Origin of the sequence: Amycolatopsis sp. A1MSW2902, from assembly GCF_017312175.1 — a bacterium.
In the GTDB taxonomy this organism is placed as follows: Bacteria; Actinomycetota; Actinomycetes; order Mycobacteriales; family Pseudonocardiaceae; genus Amycolatopsis; species Amycolatopsis nivea.
Map to the genome: position 1 here is coordinate 319,976 of NZ_QJPO01000001.1, position 14,597 is coordinate 334,572.

The window sequence follows — 14,597 nt, forward strand, 5'->3', positions numbered from 1 at the left end:
TCAGTCCATCGTGGACGGCGACAGCGGCTGCGACACCGAACCGTCCGGCGCGATGTCGACGTTCCGGTCCCGGACCCGCTTTTCGGTGCCCTTCGGCGTGTTCGAGGTCTCGAAGTTGGCCGGGTCGAACGAATCGCCGGGGCTGACGTCGGGCGGGTTCGGCACCGGCGGCAGGTTGACCGACTTCTCGTGGATCTTGTCGGCCAGCCTGCCCGCCGATTCCTGCATGTGCGAACGGATCTTGTCCACGCCGCTGAGGAAGCTCTGGAAGATGTCGTCCGCGTTGTCGCCTTCGACCTTCGCCGAGGCCTGCGCCGTCACCTCGGTGAGCCCGGCGCCCGCACCCGCGACCGCGGCCTGTGCGCCGACCGCGCTCATCGACAGACCGCCCGCCGCGGCCACGGCTCCGCCCGGGGTGGCGACCACGGCGAGCATCCCGACCAGAGCGCCGGTGAACGCCACTGCCGCCACCTTGGACCAGGAGATTTCGCCTTCCTTGGCCTTCTCCTTCTGGTACTTCTCGGCGGTTTCCCGGAACGTCAGCGCGAGCGAGCTGAGGTCGTCCCGCGCGGCCCACACGCCGTCGCGGGCGGCGACGATGTCGCTCTCCACGACCGTGATCTCCGCGGCGAGCGCTTCGTAGGCCTCCGACAGCCGGTCGAGGTAGGTCTTGACGTCCTCGGCCGCGTTGCCGCGCCATGAGCCCAGCAGTTCCTTCGCCCGGCGCAGTTCGGTGATCGACCCGCGGCTGAGGTTCTTCCACACCGGCTCGTACGAGTTGATCATCGACTGCAGGCCGCCGCCGGTGTCCTTGAGGTCGGCCTCGGAGAACTCCCGGAAGACCTCGGTGACCTTGTCCTGGTACGACTCGTACAGCTCTTTGATCGCGGAGAACTTGAAGAACTCCGCGTAGCGCAGGAATTCCAGCCCGTCGAGCGCGTCGTTGGCGCCCTTGTGCAGATCCTCGCTGATGCCTTCGAGCAGTTCCGCGCGCGGACGCCCGTCCGAGCCGCCGCTGAGCCCGAAGTAGTCTTCCTGCTCGCTCACGTCAGCGCACCTCTCCGCCCGCGCGCCGCACCGCGGACTGCGCCTCGGCGTCCGACGCCTCGTACAGCTCCGCCACGCGCTTGAGCGCTTCGCTCGCCTGATGCGTCGTGTAGGCCAGCTTCGCGAGAGCTTCCTCGACCTTCGCGCGGTGGTTCTCGTACGCCGCCGCGATCTTGGGCATGCCGAGCGATCCGCCGAACGCGGTGGTCGGGCCGCCGCCGAACAGGTCGATCGAGCCGATGATGGCGGCCGGGCCGACCGCGTCGGGCAGGTCCAGCCTGCGCACTCCGCCACGCGCGGTCTCCGCCGCGTCCCCGGCGTTCGCGACGAACCCGCTCGCCTTGCGCAGGTCGTCGAGGTCGGTTTCGAAACCGATCATGAAACTACCCCCAGTCGTGTGAACCGTGACCCTACCGGGCGAACGGTATCCCTTCCGACTCATCGGACACCGGGGAGGTTCACGGCATTCCCGTGAGGGCGGTCACACCGCGGGCCGGACTCAGTCCGAAGTGGACCCGACGGCGCTTCCGCGGCGGTCGGCCCGACGCGGGAACCACGGCACGATCGGCGAGACTCGCCGCTGGTAGTCCGCGTACTCGGGGTAGCGGCCGAGGGTGATGCTCTCGGTGAAGATCGTCGAGCCGATGAACAGCGCCGTCAGCAGGACCGCGCCGGCGATCGTCCAGGTGACCGCGCCGGCCGCCGAGACGCCGATCAGGAACACCAGCCACCACTGCGCTTGTTCGAAGAAGAAGTTGGGGTGCCGGGAAAACCGGAAGAGCCCGGTCTGTGCGAACCGCGGTTCGGGAGTGCGCCCGGCGGCGGTCTCGCGCTTCTTCCACTGGTGGAAGTTCCATTGCTGCTGGTCCGCGATCGTCTCGCCGGCCAGGCACGCGAGGAACGCGACGGCCAGCACGATGTCGGCGGCGCCCAGCGGAGTCTGATGGTCGAGCGCGGTCCACGCGGGAAGAGTGATGAGCAGCAGGATCACGTTCTGGTAGAGCGTGATGAAGAAGAGGTTGAACAGCTGGAACTGCCACGGAGCCATCCGGCCGCGCAGCACCGCCCAGCGGTAGTCCTCGCCGCCGGGCGCGTAGCCGCCTTTGCGGCCGTAGTTGAACGTGAGCCGCGCGCCCCAGAGGAACACGAGCGCGAACAGCAGGTTCAGGCGCGCGTCCGCGAACCCCGCGTGCCCGGCGAAGATGCCGACGTAGGCCACCGGGACGACCGACCAGATCCGGTCCACCCAGGAGTACTCCCTGGTGAGCACCGACAGCAGCCAGCAGCCGGCGCACACTCCCGCGCACACCCAGAGGCACACCTGGAACGCGTTCATGACCGCGACTGTACTGCCGAAATCGCCGCTGCGACGCCCTACAATCCGCCGATGGGCACCACGACGGCGAACCTGCCCCTGCGCGAGCGCAAGATCGACATTTTCTTCGCCGTGATCTTCTCGGCGTTCACGGTGACGTCGCTGATCAGCGACCTGCTGCCGACGGTCGGCGTCGACTTCTCGCGGCCGACCGGCAACTTCTTCGTCGACTCCAACTACTGGTACGCCCACGACGCCGACCCGCTCTTCATGCACCCGCCGGACTGGATGCGGATCGTCACCGGCCTGTCGGCGTTCGTATACCTCCCGTTCTACGTCGTGCTCGTCTGGTGCCTCGTCGCGGGCCGCAACGGGATCCAGCTGTTCGCGGTGGTCTACGCGACGATGATCGTCACGCTCACCGGGATCGTCGTGTTCGGCGTCGAGTTCTTCGGCGACCCGGCGACGCGCACCGGCAACCCGGCCAAGTTCCTCGCGTTCAACCTCCCGTACGTGCTGGTTCCGTTGCTGCTGCTGGTGCGGATGCGCCGTCCGCTGCCGTTCACGCGGCGGTTCTGACCGCTGCGGCCTTCCGCAGCACCCGTTGTCGACGGCTCGTGTAGGCCGCGACCGAACCACACAGCATTGCCAGGAGCGCGACCGAAACCAGTACCTCCGACACCGACTTCACCAGCAGCGAAAGCACCAACGGGCCAGCCAACCCGCCGAGCCGGTTGAAGAACGACACCGACCCTGCGACCCGCCCGCGCAAGCCGTCATCGGCCACATCGGCGGCGACTGGCAGGAACACCGCCGCCATCGTGTTGACGCCTAGCAAGGCGACGGTCAGCACCGCTGCCGACAGCCACGGCGCGGCTACCGCCCATCCCGAGACCGCGAGCGCCAACAGCAATATCGCGACGCAGACGGCCAGGCGCACCGTGACGCCGGTGGGGCCGAAGCGGCGGTAGCCGAGCACCAGCAATCCCGCGCACAGCACCATCGCCACCGCGGATCCGGTCAGCAGGGCGTTCGCCGTGGTCAACGAGAGGCCGCCGACGCGGGACAGGGTCGGCACCCAGGTGGTCAGGCCGAATGTGGTCAAGCCGATCGAGAAGGCGAACACCCATTGCAGGCGGGTCGTGAGCGTGTTCCGGGCCAGCCAGTTGTTCTCCGCCGCGGCGGGCGCGCGGATGCTCCGCTGATCCGGGATGACGGCTGCCGCGGCGGCCAGCAGCAGCCCGGTCGGAGCGCCGATGAGCCACAGCACCCGCCAGCCGAAGACAGGCTCCAGCCACAACGCGGAGCCGGACGCGACCAGGTAGCCGATCGCGGTCGCGAGGATAGACAGGCCGGTGACCGCCGCTCCCCTGCCCGGCCCCGGGAAGAGGTCGCTGAGCACCGTGATCAGCATCGGAGCCAGCCCGCCGACGGCGATGCCCATCAGGAAGCACATCACCACGTTGCCGCCGAAATCCGGCATGGTGCCGCACATGCTCGTGGCGGTGAACCCGAGCGTGGCGAGCAGATAACAGGCCCGGCGGCCGATGCGCTCGGCCAGCCTGCTGCACAGCAACGCGCCCAGCGCGGTGCCGGACAGCCCGCTCACCGCCAGCAGCGACGCGGTCGAGGCGTCGATGCCGTATTCCGTGCGCAGGCCGGGGATGACGAACCCCAGCGTCGACGTCTTGCTGATGTCGATCGTGAGCGCGGCGGTGGCGACCGCCGCGATCGTCCGCCTTCCCCGGACCGTTTGCGGAGGCAGGACAGCCGGGACCGCTGGGACCGCTGGGACCGCTGGGACCGCACCCTGCCGCATCCGGCCGAGGACGAGCGCGGCTCCCAGCGCGAGGAGCAAGGCCGCGCCGGCGACGAACATTTCCGGCATGTCGGCCAGCGCCATGCCGTGCAGCCGCCGGCCGGCTGTCGAACCCGGTGGACCCATCGAGTCCATTCCGGGCATCGTGAAAGCCCGGAAAAAGCCCATTGCCGAAGCGACCACGACCACCGCCGCCGCCAGCGCGAGCACTCCCCGCCAGCTCGTGCGAGCCGGCCCCGAAACTGTCGTCATGCCTCCAACTTCTCATCCGGGCGCGCGTTCCGGCATCTTCAGTTTTGCGGTCCTGTCCTCAGTTTTCCTGAAGCACCGAAAGAATATTCCGCGCCGGATCGCGGAACCACGCGATCAGTGGCCCGCCGAGCCGGAAAATGCCTTTTTCGTCGACGCCGTCGAACGGTTCGAAGGAAACCCCGGCCGCGCCGAGGTCCGCGACTGCCTGGTCGATGTCGTCCACCGGGAAGTTGAGAATCGTATACTCAGCCGGAACATGCTTGTCGCCCTTCGGGTAGACGAGGACTTCGCGCCCTTCGGCGAGACGCAGCCGCAGCATCCCCCAGTTTTCGGTGACCTCGATGCCGAGCGTCTCGGCGTAGAACTTCCGCGCGGCCGGGATGTCGTCGACGGAGAAACCGCTGAATGCCTTGCTGGTGTCGAACATTTTTCCTCCTGGATAATTGTCAGCGCCGAGGGCGGTAAGTCACGCAGAGGACGCCATTGCCGAACGTCCGGGAAGCGACGAGTTCGAGGTCAGCCCGGGAAGAAGCCGTCGAGAACAGCCGCTCGCCCGAACCGAGCACGATCGGGTGGATCAGCAGGTTCAGCTCGTCGAGCAAGCCCGTCAGCAGCAGCGACCGCACCAGCCGCGGGCTGCCGGGAATATGGATGTTCTTGCCCGGCTTGCTCTTCAGCGCGGTCAACTCGGCCGCCACATCAGGGCCGAGCAACGTCGAACCGCTCCACGCCACTTCCGTGAGCGTGCTCGACACGACGTACTTCGGGGTGTTGTTCAGGAACGCGGCCATCGGCGACGAGTCGCCCAGCGCGGGCCACATCCGGGCGAAGTCCGCGTAGGTGTTCCGGCCGAGCAGGACGGCGTCCGATTCGGCGATGCCGGCGCGGATCACCTCGTCCGCCTCGTGGTTCAGCATCATCCACTCCGGCGGCGACTCGGTCACCCCGTCCAGCGAAACCGACAGTCCGGCCACGATCTTCCGCACGGCTATGCTCCTTCTTCAGCTGACCTGGACACGGGGGACGTCGGAGCCGGAATCCGCGAGGCGACAACCGGCGGCGAAAAAGTTTTCGGAGGGGGCCGTCGTGCGGTACCTGATCATGATCCACAGCAACCCGCGGTTCCGGGCGCTCTGGGAAGAGTTCTCGGACGAGCAGAAGGCCGCGTTCGGCCGGAGCCACCTCGCGCTCGACCGGGCGCTCGAGGAGTCCGGCGAGCTGGTGCTCAGCGACGGGCTGGCCGATCCCGCCGAAGCCAAGTGCGTCACCGTGCAGGATGGCAAGGCGGTGGCGAGCGACGGGCCGTTCGCCGAGGTCAAGGAGCATCTGGTCGGCTTCTACCTGGTCGAATGCGAGAGCATGGAGCGGGCGCTGGAGCACGCCGCGCGGGTGCCGGACGCGCTGTACGGCAAGGTCGAGGTACGGCCGATCCGCAACGTGAAAGAGCTGGGCCTCTGACTCCCCCGGCCGGTTTCGAACAGCTCCTGCGCGACCTCGCGCCGCAGGTGCTCACCGCCGTCTGCCGCCGGTTCGGCGATTTCACGCTTTGCGAGGACGCGGTGCAGGAAGCGCTGCTGTCGGCTGCCGTGAAATGGCCGGAACAGGGCCTGCCGGACAACCCCAAGAGCTGGCTGATCACCGCGGCCGCGCGCCGGCGCATCGACATCGAGCGCAGCGAGTCCGCCCGACGGCAGCGCGAGCAGACGGTCGCCGCGCTGGCGGTGCCCCAACCGGAACTGGCCCCGGCTGAGGACGACACGCTGACCCTGCTGATGCTGTGCTGTCACCCCGAACTCGCCAAGCCGTCGCAGCTCGCGTTGACGCTGCGCGCGGTCGGCGGCCTCACCACCGCGGAGATCGGCCGGGCGCTGCTGGTTCCGGAGAAAACCGTGAGCCAGCGGATCAACCGGGCGAAGAAACGGCTCAGCGGGGCCCGGTTCCGGATGCCGCCGCCGGGCGAACGGGCCGAGCGGATGGCCGCGGTGCTGCAGGTGCTGTACCTGATCTTCACCGAGGGGCACACCGCCAGCTCCGGGACCGCTGTCAACCGGGTCGAGCTGACCGCCGAGGCGATCCGGCTGACCCGGCAGTTGCACGCGCAGGTCCCCGATGACGGCGAGGTCGCCGGGCTGCTCGCGCTCATGCTGCTCAGCGACGCCCGGTGCCCCGCGCGGACCCGGCCGGACGGCGCCGCCGTGCCGCTGGCCGAGCAGGACCGCACCCGCTGGGACGCCGCCGCGATCGCCGAAGGGCTCGACCTGCTCGGGAAAACCCTGGTCACCGCCCAGCTCGGGCCATATCAGCTCGAGGCCGCGATCGCCGCCGTGCACGCCGAGACGGCCCGCGCCGAGGACACCGACTGGCCGCAGATCCTCGCCCTCTACGACCTGCTGCTCGCCCTCGCGCCGAGTCCGGTCGCGGCGCTGAACCGGATCGTCCCGGTCGCGATGGTCCACGGCGCCCGCGAAGGGTTGCGGCAGCTGGACGAGATCGCCGGACTGGACGAACACCACCGCGTCGACGTCGTGCGCGCGCACCTGCTCGACCTGGCGGGCGAACCCGAGCAAGCTCGGGGCTATTACCGTTCAGCGGCAAGGAAAACGCTCAGCGTTCCCGAGCGGAGATACCTCGAATCCCGTGCCGCGCCCGGGAAATCGCCCTAGCTGGCGGCCCGCGCCATCGACGGCGGACGCAGTGCGCCCGGGTCCGGCAACCGCATCGGCACGGTGTCCGCGTGGTACTCGAAGTGCCACCATTCGTTGTCGTAGCGGCGATACAGCCGGTATTCCGCCCCATGCCGCTCCAGCCACGCCGCGCCTTCGGTCGGGCGTACGTCGAGCGCTGTGCCGCGGACGTGTGCCGACTCATGCGGTGGCAGCACTCGACGCCGGGCCGCGGCGACGGAGCCGGTGCGGTGTACCTCTTCGGCGAACAGCCGGTGCTGGTGCGCGGCGTCGCGGTGGCCCGAGGTGAGGCCGATGAGCTGGTGGTCCCGCCAGAACGCCTCGGCGCGCGCCGCGGTGAAGGCCGCGCGGGCCGGTTCGCTCAGGCCCGCCAGGTCCTCGGCCGGGTAGCGCATCGCAAGCGCCCACTGGCAGGCCAGGTAGCGGCCGCGGCCGGGCGAACGCAGGAACGCGGCCGGGAGCAGCGTCAGCGCCAGGAGGCGGGTGACGGCCGCGAGGACCCGGGGCCGGCGAAGCGACTCGATCATGGGGTCCACTTTCGGGCCCCAGTGTGCGCGCACTGCGCTCGGAGTTTGACAGCTCTGTAACAGTTCGCCGCGGCGGCGCTGTTACCGAACGATGACACGGCACGCACCGCGCGGGGATCAGGGCCGGGCAGGCTGGGCTCCGGCCGTCCGCTGTGGACTGTCCGGGCGGCCGGACGGGCGGACTGCGATAGTGGGAGACATGCCGAGGGTGCTGCTGATCGAAGACGACCAGGCCGTGCGCGACGGCCTGCGGCTGGCCCTGACGTACCAGGGCCACACGGTCGACGCGGTGGAGACCGGCGAGGAAGGCCTCGCCCGGCTCGCCGGGGACCCGGCCGACGTCGTGGTCCTCGACCTCATGCTGCCCGGGATGGACGGCTTCGAGGTCTGCCGCCGCATCCGCGCCGCTGGCGACCTGCCGATCATCATGCTCACCGCCCGCAACGACGACATCGACGTGGTGGCCGGGCTCGAAGCCGGAGCCGACGACTACGTCGTCAAACCCGCGCAGGCCCGGGTGCTGGAGGCGCGCATCCGCGCGGTGCTGCGCCGAACCGGCGGCGAACCCCGCAACGCGGACGCTAAACCGGGCCCGGAACGGCACGGCGACCTGACGATCGACCGCGAAGGCCTCGTGGTCAGCAAGCACGGCACGGTGATCGGGCTCGCGCCGACCGAACTGAGGCTGCTGCTGGAACTGTCGTCGGCGCCCGGTCGCGTGCTCAGCCGTCAGCAGCTGCTCGAATCCGTGTGGGACCAGGGCTATCTCGGCGACTCACGGCTCGTCGACGCGTGCGTGCAGCGGCTGCGCGCGAAGATCGAGGACGACCCGGCGAAACCGGTGTACGTCCAGACCCTGCGCGGTTTCGGCTATCGCTTCGGGCCGCTGTGACCGGCTGGCGGCTGCGCGGGCTGCGCACCCGGCTGCTGGTGGCGTTCGCGCTGCTGAGCGTGTTCACCGCGATGGCCGTCGCCGGGATCGGCTACGTGCAGGCGAGGAACGGGATCCTGCAGCGCACCCAGGACAACGCCGCCACCGAGATGACGAACCAGCTCAAGCAGCTGTACCCGCTCCCCCGGCAGCCGGTGGACACGAGCGCGCTGCAATCGGTCGCCGACCGGCTGAACGGCCGGAAAACGGCCGCGCTGGTGACGAGCGGCGGCCACAGCGCGGGCGACATGCCCGCCTCGGTGATCACGCCGGAACTGCGGACGGTCGTGCGGTCCGGGCGGGTCGCGTGGCAGCGCGTGGACGTCGGCGGCGTGACGCAGCTGCTGCTGGGCTCGCCGTTGCTGATCTCGACCGGCGACCGGCGGAATCCGACGATCCCGTCCGGCATCGAGATCTACGAACTGCGCAATCTCGACGCGGAAATCGACGCGGTGAACCGGCTGGCCAGGGACGCGTGGCTCGCCGGCGGTGCCGCGCTGGTGGTGGCTTTGATCCTCGCCGTGCTGGCCGCGGGGAGCGTGTTGCGACCGGTCGGCGAGCTGCAACGCGCGGCGCGCAGGCTCGGCGCGGGCGACCTCGATGCCCGGATCGCCGTCCGCGGCAGTGACGAACTGGCAAGCGTGGCCGAGACGTTCAACGCGACCGCCGACTCGCTGCAACGCCACGTCGGCGAACTGCGCCGGATGGAAGCCGACGCACGACGGTTCGTCGCCGACGTGTCCCACGAACTGCGCACGCCGCTCGCCGCGATGACCGCGGTCACCGACATGCTCGACGCCGAAGCGAAGCGGCTGCCGGACGCGGCGGGCGAGGCCGTGCGGCTGGTCAGCCAAGAAACCCACAACCTGACGCGGCTGGTGAACGACCTGATCGAGGTCACCCGGTTCGACTCCGGCACCGCTTCGCTCGAGGTGGACGACGTCGACGTGGCCGAGGCGGTTCGCGCAACGCTGCGCGCGCGGGGCTTCGCGGTGGAGACCGACCTGCCGGAAGGGATCCGGGCGCGGGTCGACCCGCGTCGGCTCGACGTGATCGTGGCCAACCTCGTCGGGAACGCGTTGCGGCACGGCGCGGAGCCGGTGACCGTGCGATTGCGGGGCGACCAGGCGGGGGTCACGCTCACCGTCGAGGATTCCGGCTCCGGCTTGGACGAGGAGGTGCTTCCGCACGTGTTTTCCCGGTTCTACAAGGCGGATACCGCTCGCAGCCGGTCGGAAGGGAGCGGGCTCGGGCTCGCGATCGCCTGGGAGAACGCGCGGCTGCACCAAGGGGAACTGACCGCGGGCAACCGGCCCGAAGGCGGCGCGGTGTTCACCTTGCGGCTGCCTCGGGAGGTACGGCGATGAAGCGGTGGCTGGCGTTGCTCGCGGTCTTGGTGCTGGCGAGCGGCTGCGGGGTGCGGCCCAGCGGGGTGATCCCCGGCGAGAACGCGCCCAGCGGTCCGCCGAACGGGAACAACGCGCACACGGCGACGGTGTATTTCGTGCTGAACGGCAAGGTCGTGCCGGTGGTGCGCACCGGTATCGGCGACGTGGCCGCGGACCGGGTCCGCGCGCTGGAGCGAGGGCCGGACGAGGACGAACGGGCCAGCGGTTACACGACGGAGCTTCCGCCGTCGTTCGAACCGATCGCCATCGGGGTCTCGGACGCGGAGATCGGCGTGAACGTCCGGGAACTGTCGCCGAACGCGGTCGCGCAGATCGTGTGCACGGTGGTCGCGGCAGGCGGGGGCGGAGCGTCGGGGACTGTCCGGCTTTCCGGCGGCGGGCAGACGCTCCAGCCTGCGGGCTGCGGTCCCGGATAGGCAGGCCGGTCAGTACCGGTCGCGACCAGGTTCGCGGTACAGCACCGCGTAGAGCGCGCCGCCCACGATCGGGCCGACGACCGCGGAGAGGTCGACGCCGCCGAGAGCGACCGAAACCGGTCCCTGCCACAGTGTCGTGCTGGCGCACAGCAGCGCTGCCCCGGTGCCGGCCGCGAAAGCCCAGCACCCTTGCCAGTTCACGCCGTTGCGGAACCAGAACGGGCTGGTGCTGCGGATGTCGGCCAGGCCGGGGCCGTCGTACCGGTTGCGGCGGCGCACGAGATCGACGGCGTAGATCGCCATGACCGGGCCGAGATAGGTCACCGCGAGCGTCAGGATGTTGTTCAGCGCGGTGAGGAAGCTGGGCGCCATCAGCATGTACGCGGTCAGCAGAAGGCCCACCGCGGCGTCCAGCAGCACGGTCCGGGCCCGGGGCGCGCGGAGCCCGACCGCCTGGAGCATCAGGCCGGACGAGTAGAAGGTCGACACGTTGTTGGTGAGAGTGCCGAGCAGCACGGCCACCAGGAAAACCGGGTAGAACCACCTCGGCAGGATGGCCGCCATCGAGGTCTGCGGATCGGCCATGTCGACCACGGTTCCGGCCAGTACGCCGATGCCGCCCAAGACCAGCGCGGGCAGCGCGCCGCCGAAGCCGGTCCACCACGCGGCTTTCGCCGGGCTTTCGGACCGCGGCAGGTAGCGCGCGTAGTCGGCGCCGGTCAGCCAGGACACCGGTCCCGACGCGATCACGGTGAAGCCGGCGAGCAGGGCCGCCGCCGTGCCGTGTTCCGGCGGCGCCGGGAGGTGGGAGAAGTCCGCCCGGCTCACCACGATGGCCGCCAGGATCGCGAGGCACACCGCGAGCAGCACGCCGAAGTACTTGCTCAGGTGCAGGATGGTCGCGTGGCCGTACACGCTCACCGCGAACGTGGCCACACCGACCACCGCGAGCACGAGGAGCTGCAGCCAGATCGATCCGGTGTCCGCGCCGAAGACGCCGAGCAGCGCGAGGCCGGCCATCGCGGTGATCGACAGGTTGATCGCGCCGAACCCCACGGCGGTCAGCCAGCCGAGGCCGCTGCCGACGACCCGGTTGCCGCGCACGCCGAACATCGCGCGCATGACCACCGAACTCGGCGCCCCGGACGGCACGCCGCTCGCGGCGAGCAGGCCGACCAGCACCCAGAACAGGTTGCCCGCCACCAGCACCAGCATCGCCTGCCCGATGCTGAGCCCGAGCACCGTCAGCGTGCCGCCGAGCAGGATGTAGAGGTAGGCGAGGTTCGACGACAGCCAGACCGGGAACAACTGGCGGGCCCGCCCCCGGCGTTCCCGGTCCGGCACCGGCTCGATGCCCCTGGTCTCGATCCGGCCGACCTCGTTGACCGGATCGACGCGCGCGCTCTGCCTCGTCGGATTCTTCATCCCGCCCCCTTTCCTCACATGGCCGGCCGCGGTCACGACACCCCGACGCGCAGCTCCACCACATACGGTTCGCCCGAGCGCCATGCCATCGCCGCGGCGTCGGCGGCTTCGCCCGGGCTCTCGGCCACGACGCCCTTGACCCCCATCGCGCCGGCGAGCGCGACGAAGTCGATCCGCGGCTCCACGAGGTCCATGCCGACCAGCCGGCCCTGTCCGGCCAGCGCGGGCACCCGTCCGCGGAGGTTGTCCTTCAACATCAGGTACTGGCAGTTGTTGACCACCACGAAAAGCACCGGCAGCCGTTCGTGCGCGGCGGTCCACAGCGCCTGCGGGCTGTACATCGCCGATCCGTCGCCGACGAAGCACACCACCGGATCGAGTCCGCGGCCGATGCAGACGCCCGCCGCGGCGGGCATGCCCCAGCCCAGTCCCCCGCCGCGGGCGGCGAAGTACCGCCCCGGCTTGCCCGCCCGGTGGAACCGGCGCACGTAGACGTCGCTGCTCATCGACTCGTCCACGACGACCACGTCGTCCGGCAACGCCCGGAGGACCGCGTGCACCGCCGCCACCGGCGCCATCGGCGCTTCGGCGTAGCGCGCCCGGGCCCCGTCCTCGGCAGCCCGTTCGGCCTCGGCCCGCACCTCGCCTGCCCGGGCGAGCTCCTTGGCTGCGCGCTCGCCGTCGGCCAGCAGCGCGACCTTCGCTGTCAGCTCTTCGAGGGTGCACCGCAGATCGCCGCTGACGCCGAGCCGCACCGGCACCGATCTGGCCAGCTGATGCGGATCGGGAGCCACCTGCAGCAGCTCCGTCCCCGGCGCCACGAAGTCGCCGCCGCTGTATCCGTAGGCCATGAAAACCCTGCCGCCCAGCAGCAGCACCCTCTTGAACCCGGCCAAGGCGTCCCGGACCTCCGCCGTGGACAGTCCGAGCTGGCCCGCCCACAACGGATGAGTGGTCGGGAAAACGGTGGTGGCGTGCAACGACGATCCGAACACCCGTGCTCCGGCCGCTTCCGCGAACCCGGTCAGCGCGTCGACCGCACCGCTCGCGGCCACCTCGTCCCCGGCCACCACCGCGACCTGGTCCGGCGGCACGTCGCACAACAGCCGCGCCAGTTCGGCCGCGCGGGGTGCGCAACCGCCGCGCTCCACCAGCGATCGCGGCGGCACCGCCCGCGCACCGCGAGGGTCCTCCGCTTCCAGGACGTCGACCGGCAGCGACACGAACACCGGGCCGGTCGGCTCCGACGCCGCGTCGCGGAACGCCCGGCGCAGCACCACCCCGAGGTCCTCGACCCGGCGGACCTCGTGCGTCCACTTCGCCACCGGCGCGGCCAGCCCGGCGAGATCGCCGGACAGCAACGGATCCTGCACGAGATGCCGCTGGTCCGCCTGTCCCGCGGTGATCACCAGCGGCGTGCGCTGCACCACCGCGTTGGTCAGGTTCCCCACGGCGTTCCCGAGCCCGGCCATGGCGTGCAGGTTCGCCATCGCCGGCCTGCCGGTGGCCTGTGCGCAGCCGTCCGCCATCGCGACCACAGAGCTTTCCTGGAGACCGAGCACGTACCGCGGATCGCGTGCCGCCGACAACGCGGTCATCAGCGGAAGCTCGGTGGTGCCGGGATTGCCGAACACGTGCCGCACGCCCTCGGTGCGCAGCACCTCCAGCACGACGTCGCTGCCCCTCACCGATAGGTTTCCAAAGTTCCGGTCCGGCGGACGTCGAGGGTCGCGCAGTGGAAGCCGCCGCCGAACGTGCGCGCCTGGCTCAGTTTCAACGGCAGCACGTCGACCTTGTGCGCTTCCAGTTCCTTGATCAGCGCGGTCTGCCGCTTGTCGACGGCGACCAGCTCCGGGCTGATGCTGAGCAGGTTCATGCCGATCCACACCGAGTTGATCGGGAACGAGCCGGACCAGCCGATGTCCACCATCTCCGGGCACCAGATCTTGTCCCAGGACCGGAAGATCTCCGGCAGGTTCCCGTCGTTCACCCGTTCCGGATGCAGCAGCACCAGGCCCGGCCGCAGCGGCACCACCGTGGTGTCGATGTGCGCGGAGGGATAGAGGTCGCGGCAGGCGTGCACGGTGTACTCGGGGCCGACCGCCTGCTGCAGCCAGCGGGCTCCCATTTCATTGCCGCCGTCGGACACCTGGTAGATCAGATCGGTGCCGAGGCGGATGACGTTGGCCGCGTCGAAACACGGTTCGAGGTCGGCGAGCCGTTGCCCCTCCGGCAGCTCGGGCCGGTACATCTCGTCGGCGAGCGCCGGGCGCGGAGCCGAGATCCAGCGCGCACCGGACTTGAAGTACTCCAGCAGCAACGGCTTGTACAACGACTGCTTGAGCGCCCTCCCCCGCACCACCATCGGCGCTTCGATCAGCAGATCGCCCACCACCAGCACGGTGTCGCGCGGGGCGTGGTCGAGGTATCCCTCCGTCTCCCACAAGCCGGTCCGCAGGACCGCGTCCGGATCGGCGGGCGCCGGTCTGCGGACGGTGACGCCGAGTCCGGTCAGCGCGGCGCAGAACTCCTCGAGCTCCTCCTCCGCCTGTTCGATCGCCGCCAGCGGGTACTTGCCGGATTCGAGCCTCTCGGCGCCGCCCGCGTCGTGGTAGTCCATCGTCAGGATGCTGCGTTCGGCGCGCGGGATCCGGGCGCCGAGCGCGGAGCCGACCACGACCTCCTCCAGCTGGTCCCATTCGTTGTGCGCACTGACCAAACTCATTCGCGAACCTCCGTGGAGCAGTCGGGAAACAACAATGGCGAGCGGGC

The 14,597-nt window shown here is 70.2% G+C and carries 16 protein-coding genes; 6 read left to right on the forward strand and 10 right to left on the reverse strand.

The features are described 5' to 3' along the window. From DMP23_RS01570 to DMP23_RS01580, 3 genes are all read right to left on the reverse strand, one after another. Positions 1 to 1,047: a hypothetical protein gene (locus tag DMP23_RS01570; RefSeq protein WP_134663455.1), complete on the reverse strand. Its 1,047-nt coding sequence runs from the start codon at positions 1,045 to 1,047 to the stop codon at positions 1 to 3. 1 nt (position 1,048) lies between these two features. Next, complete coding sequence (locus DMP23_RS01575) at positions 1,049 to 1,426, reverse strand: hypothetical protein (protein WP_037818608.1); 378 nt, start codon at positions 1,424 to 1,426, stop codon at positions 1,049 to 1,051. Positions 1,427 to 1,546: 120 nt separating this feature from the next. Beyond that, positions 1,547 to 2,383: a DUF1295 domain-containing protein gene (locus DMP23_RS01580; protein WP_275294995.1), complete on the reverse strand. Its 837-nt coding sequence runs from the start codon at positions 2,381 to 2,383 to the stop codon at positions 1,547 to 1,549. A 51-nt stretch (positions 2,384 to 2,434) separates the two neighbouring features. On the opposite strand from DMP23_RS01580, the gene DMP23_RS01585 reads away from it, so the two are divergent. After that, positions 2,435 to 2,941, forward strand: coding sequence for an EXPERA domain-containing protein (locus DMP23_RS01585; protein WP_134663457.1), 507 nt, complete (start codon positions 2,435 to 2,437; stop codon positions 2,939 to 2,941). Here the strand turns inward: DMP23_RS01585 and DMP23_RS01590 are convergent. Genes DMP23_RS01590 through DMP23_RS01600 form a run of 3 tightly spaced genes read right to left on the reverse strand, consistent with a single transcriptional unit; the run spans position 2,925 to position 5,419 of the window. Next, positions 2,925 to 4,433, reverse strand: coding sequence for an MFS transporter (locus DMP23_RS01590; RefSeq protein ID WP_337819926.1), 1,509 nt, complete (start codon positions 4,431 to 4,433; stop codon positions 2,925 to 2,927). The two genes, DMP23_RS01585 and DMP23_RS01590, sit on opposite strands and share 17 nt — an antisense overlap. A 58-nt stretch (positions 4,434 to 4,491) precedes the next feature. Beyond that, a complete protein-coding gene (locus DMP23_RS01595) occupies positions 4,492 to 4,860 on the reverse strand; it encodes a VOC family protein (RefSeq protein ID WP_037818603.1) in 369 nt (122 codons plus the stop codon). Positions 4,861 to 4,879: 19 nt separating this feature from the next. Further along, positions 4,880 to 5,419 (reverse strand): dihydrofolate reductase family protein, encoded by a 540-nt coding sequence (locus tag DMP23_RS01600; RefSeq protein WP_337819927.1) that lies wholly within the window; start codon positions 5,417 to 5,419, stop codon positions 4,880 to 4,882. Between the two features lie 100 nt (positions 5,420 to 5,519). On the opposite strand from DMP23_RS01600, the gene DMP23_RS01605 reads away from it, so the two are divergent. Beyond that, the gene (locus DMP23_RS01605) at positions 5,520 to 5,891 is read left to right on the forward strand and encodes a YciI family protein (RefSeq protein ID WP_337819928.1); all 372 of its coding nucleotides are present in this window, start codon (positions 5,520 to 5,522) and stop codon (positions 5,889 to 5,891) included. Then, positions 5,888 to 7,096: an RNA polymerase sigma factor gene (locus DMP23_RS01610; RefSeq protein WP_337824339.1), complete on the forward strand. Its 1,209-nt coding sequence runs from the start codon at positions 5,888 to 5,890 to the stop codon at positions 7,094 to 7,096. The genes DMP23_RS01605 and DMP23_RS01610 overlap by 4 nt, the downstream gene beginning before the upstream one ends. Here DMP23_RS01610 and DMP23_RS01615 read toward each other — a convergent pair. Continuing rightward, positions 7,093 to 7,644 (reverse strand): D-alanyl-D-alanine carboxypeptidase, encoded by a 552-nt coding sequence (locus tag DMP23_RS01615; RefSeq protein ID WP_337819929.1) that lies wholly within the window; start codon positions 7,642 to 7,644, stop codon positions 7,093 to 7,095. The two genes, DMP23_RS01610 and DMP23_RS01615, sit on opposite strands and share 4 nt — an antisense overlap. A gap of 199 nt (positions 7,645 to 7,843) precedes the next feature. On the opposite strand from DMP23_RS01615, the gene DMP23_RS01620 reads away from it, so the two are divergent. From DMP23_RS01620 to DMP23_RS01630, 3 genes are read left to right on the forward strand one after another with little or no spacing between them, the layout of a single operon-like run. Next, positions 7,844 to 8,536, forward strand: a complete 693-nt coding sequence (locus DMP23_RS01620) for a response regulator transcription factor (protein ID WP_337819930.1) — start codon at positions 7,844 to 7,846, stop codon at positions 8,534 to 8,536. Further along, a complete protein-coding gene (locus tag DMP23_RS01625) occupies positions 8,533 to 9,942 on the forward strand; it encodes an ATP-binding protein (RefSeq protein ID WP_337819931.1) in 1,410 nt (469 codons plus the stop codon). The genes DMP23_RS01620 and DMP23_RS01625 overlap by 4 nt, the downstream gene beginning before the upstream one ends. Further along, entirely contained in the window at positions 9,939 to 10,400 is a 462-nt protein-coding gene (locus DMP23_RS01630) for a hypothetical protein (RefSeq protein ID WP_337819932.1), read from the forward strand. The genes DMP23_RS01625 and DMP23_RS01630 overlap by 4 nt, the downstream gene beginning before the upstream one ends. A gap of 9 nt (positions 10,401 to 10,409) precedes the next feature. On the opposite strand, the gene DMP23_RS01635 is transcribed toward DMP23_RS01630, so the two are convergent. Genes DMP23_RS01635 through DMP23_RS01645 form a run of 3 tightly spaced genes read right to left on the reverse strand, consistent with a single transcriptional unit; the run spans position 10,410 to position 14,550 of the window. After that, positions 10,410 to 11,825, reverse strand: a complete 1,416-nt coding sequence (locus DMP23_RS01635) for a purine-cytosine permease family protein (protein WP_337819933.1) — start codon at positions 11,823 to 11,825, stop codon at positions 10,410 to 10,412. A 32-nt stretch (positions 11,826 to 11,857) separates the two neighbouring features. Beyond that, on the reverse strand, positions 11,858 to 13,513 hold the full coding sequence (locus DMP23_RS01640; RefSeq protein WP_337819934.1) for a thiamine pyrophosphate-binding protein: 1,656 nt from the start codon (positions 13,511 to 13,513) through the stop codon (positions 11,858 to 11,860). Further along, entirely contained in the window at positions 13,510 to 14,550 is a 1,041-nt protein-coding gene (locus DMP23_RS01645; protein WP_337819935.1) for an inosamine-phosphate amidinotransferase 1, read from the reverse strand. Before DMP23_RS01645 ends, DMP23_RS01640 begins: the two co-directional genes overlap by 4 nt. Between the last annotated feature and the right edge of the window lie 47 nt (positions 14,551 to 14,597).

Coding starts and splice junctions, on each gene's coding strand:
- DMP23_RS01580 (WP_275294995.1), bottom strand. CDS start 2,383: ATGAACGCGTTCCAGGTGTGCCTCTGGGTGTGCGCGGGAGTGTGCGCC.
- DMP23_RS01590 (WP_337819926.1), bottom strand. CDS start 4,433: ATGACGACAGTTTCGGGGCCGGCTCGCACGAGCTGGCGGGGAGTGCTC.
- DMP23_RS01575 (WP_037818608.1), bottom strand. CDS start 1,426: ATGATCGGTTTCGAAACCGACCTCGACGACCTGCGCAAGGCGAGCGGG.
- DMP23_RS01595 (WP_037818603.1), bottom strand. CDS start 4,860: ATGTTCGACACCAGCAAGGCATTCAGCGGTTTCTCCGTCGACGACATC.
- DMP23_RS01615 (WP_337819929.1), bottom strand. CDS start 7,644: ATGATCGAGTCGCTTCGCCGGCCCCGGGTCCTCGCGGCCGTCACCCGC.
- DMP23_RS01585 (WP_134663457.1), top strand. CDS start 2,435: ATGGGCACCACGACGGCGAACCTGCCCCTGCGCGAGCGCAAGATCGAC.
- DMP23_RS01620 (WP_337819930.1), top strand. CDS start 7,844: ATGCCGAGGGTGCTGCTGATCGAAGACGACCAGGCCGTGCGCGACGGC.
- DMP23_RS01630 (WP_337819932.1), top strand. CDS start 9,939: ATGAAGCGGTGGCTGGCGTTGCTCGCGGTCTTGGTGCTGGCGAGCGGC.
- DMP23_RS01645 (WP_337819935.1), bottom strand. CDS start 14,550: ATGAGTTTGGTCAGTGCGCACAACGAATGGGACCAGCTGGAGGAGGTC.
- DMP23_RS01635 (WP_337819933.1), bottom strand. CDS start 11,825: ATGAAGAATCCGACGAGGCAGAGCGCGCGCGTCGATCCGGTCAACGAG.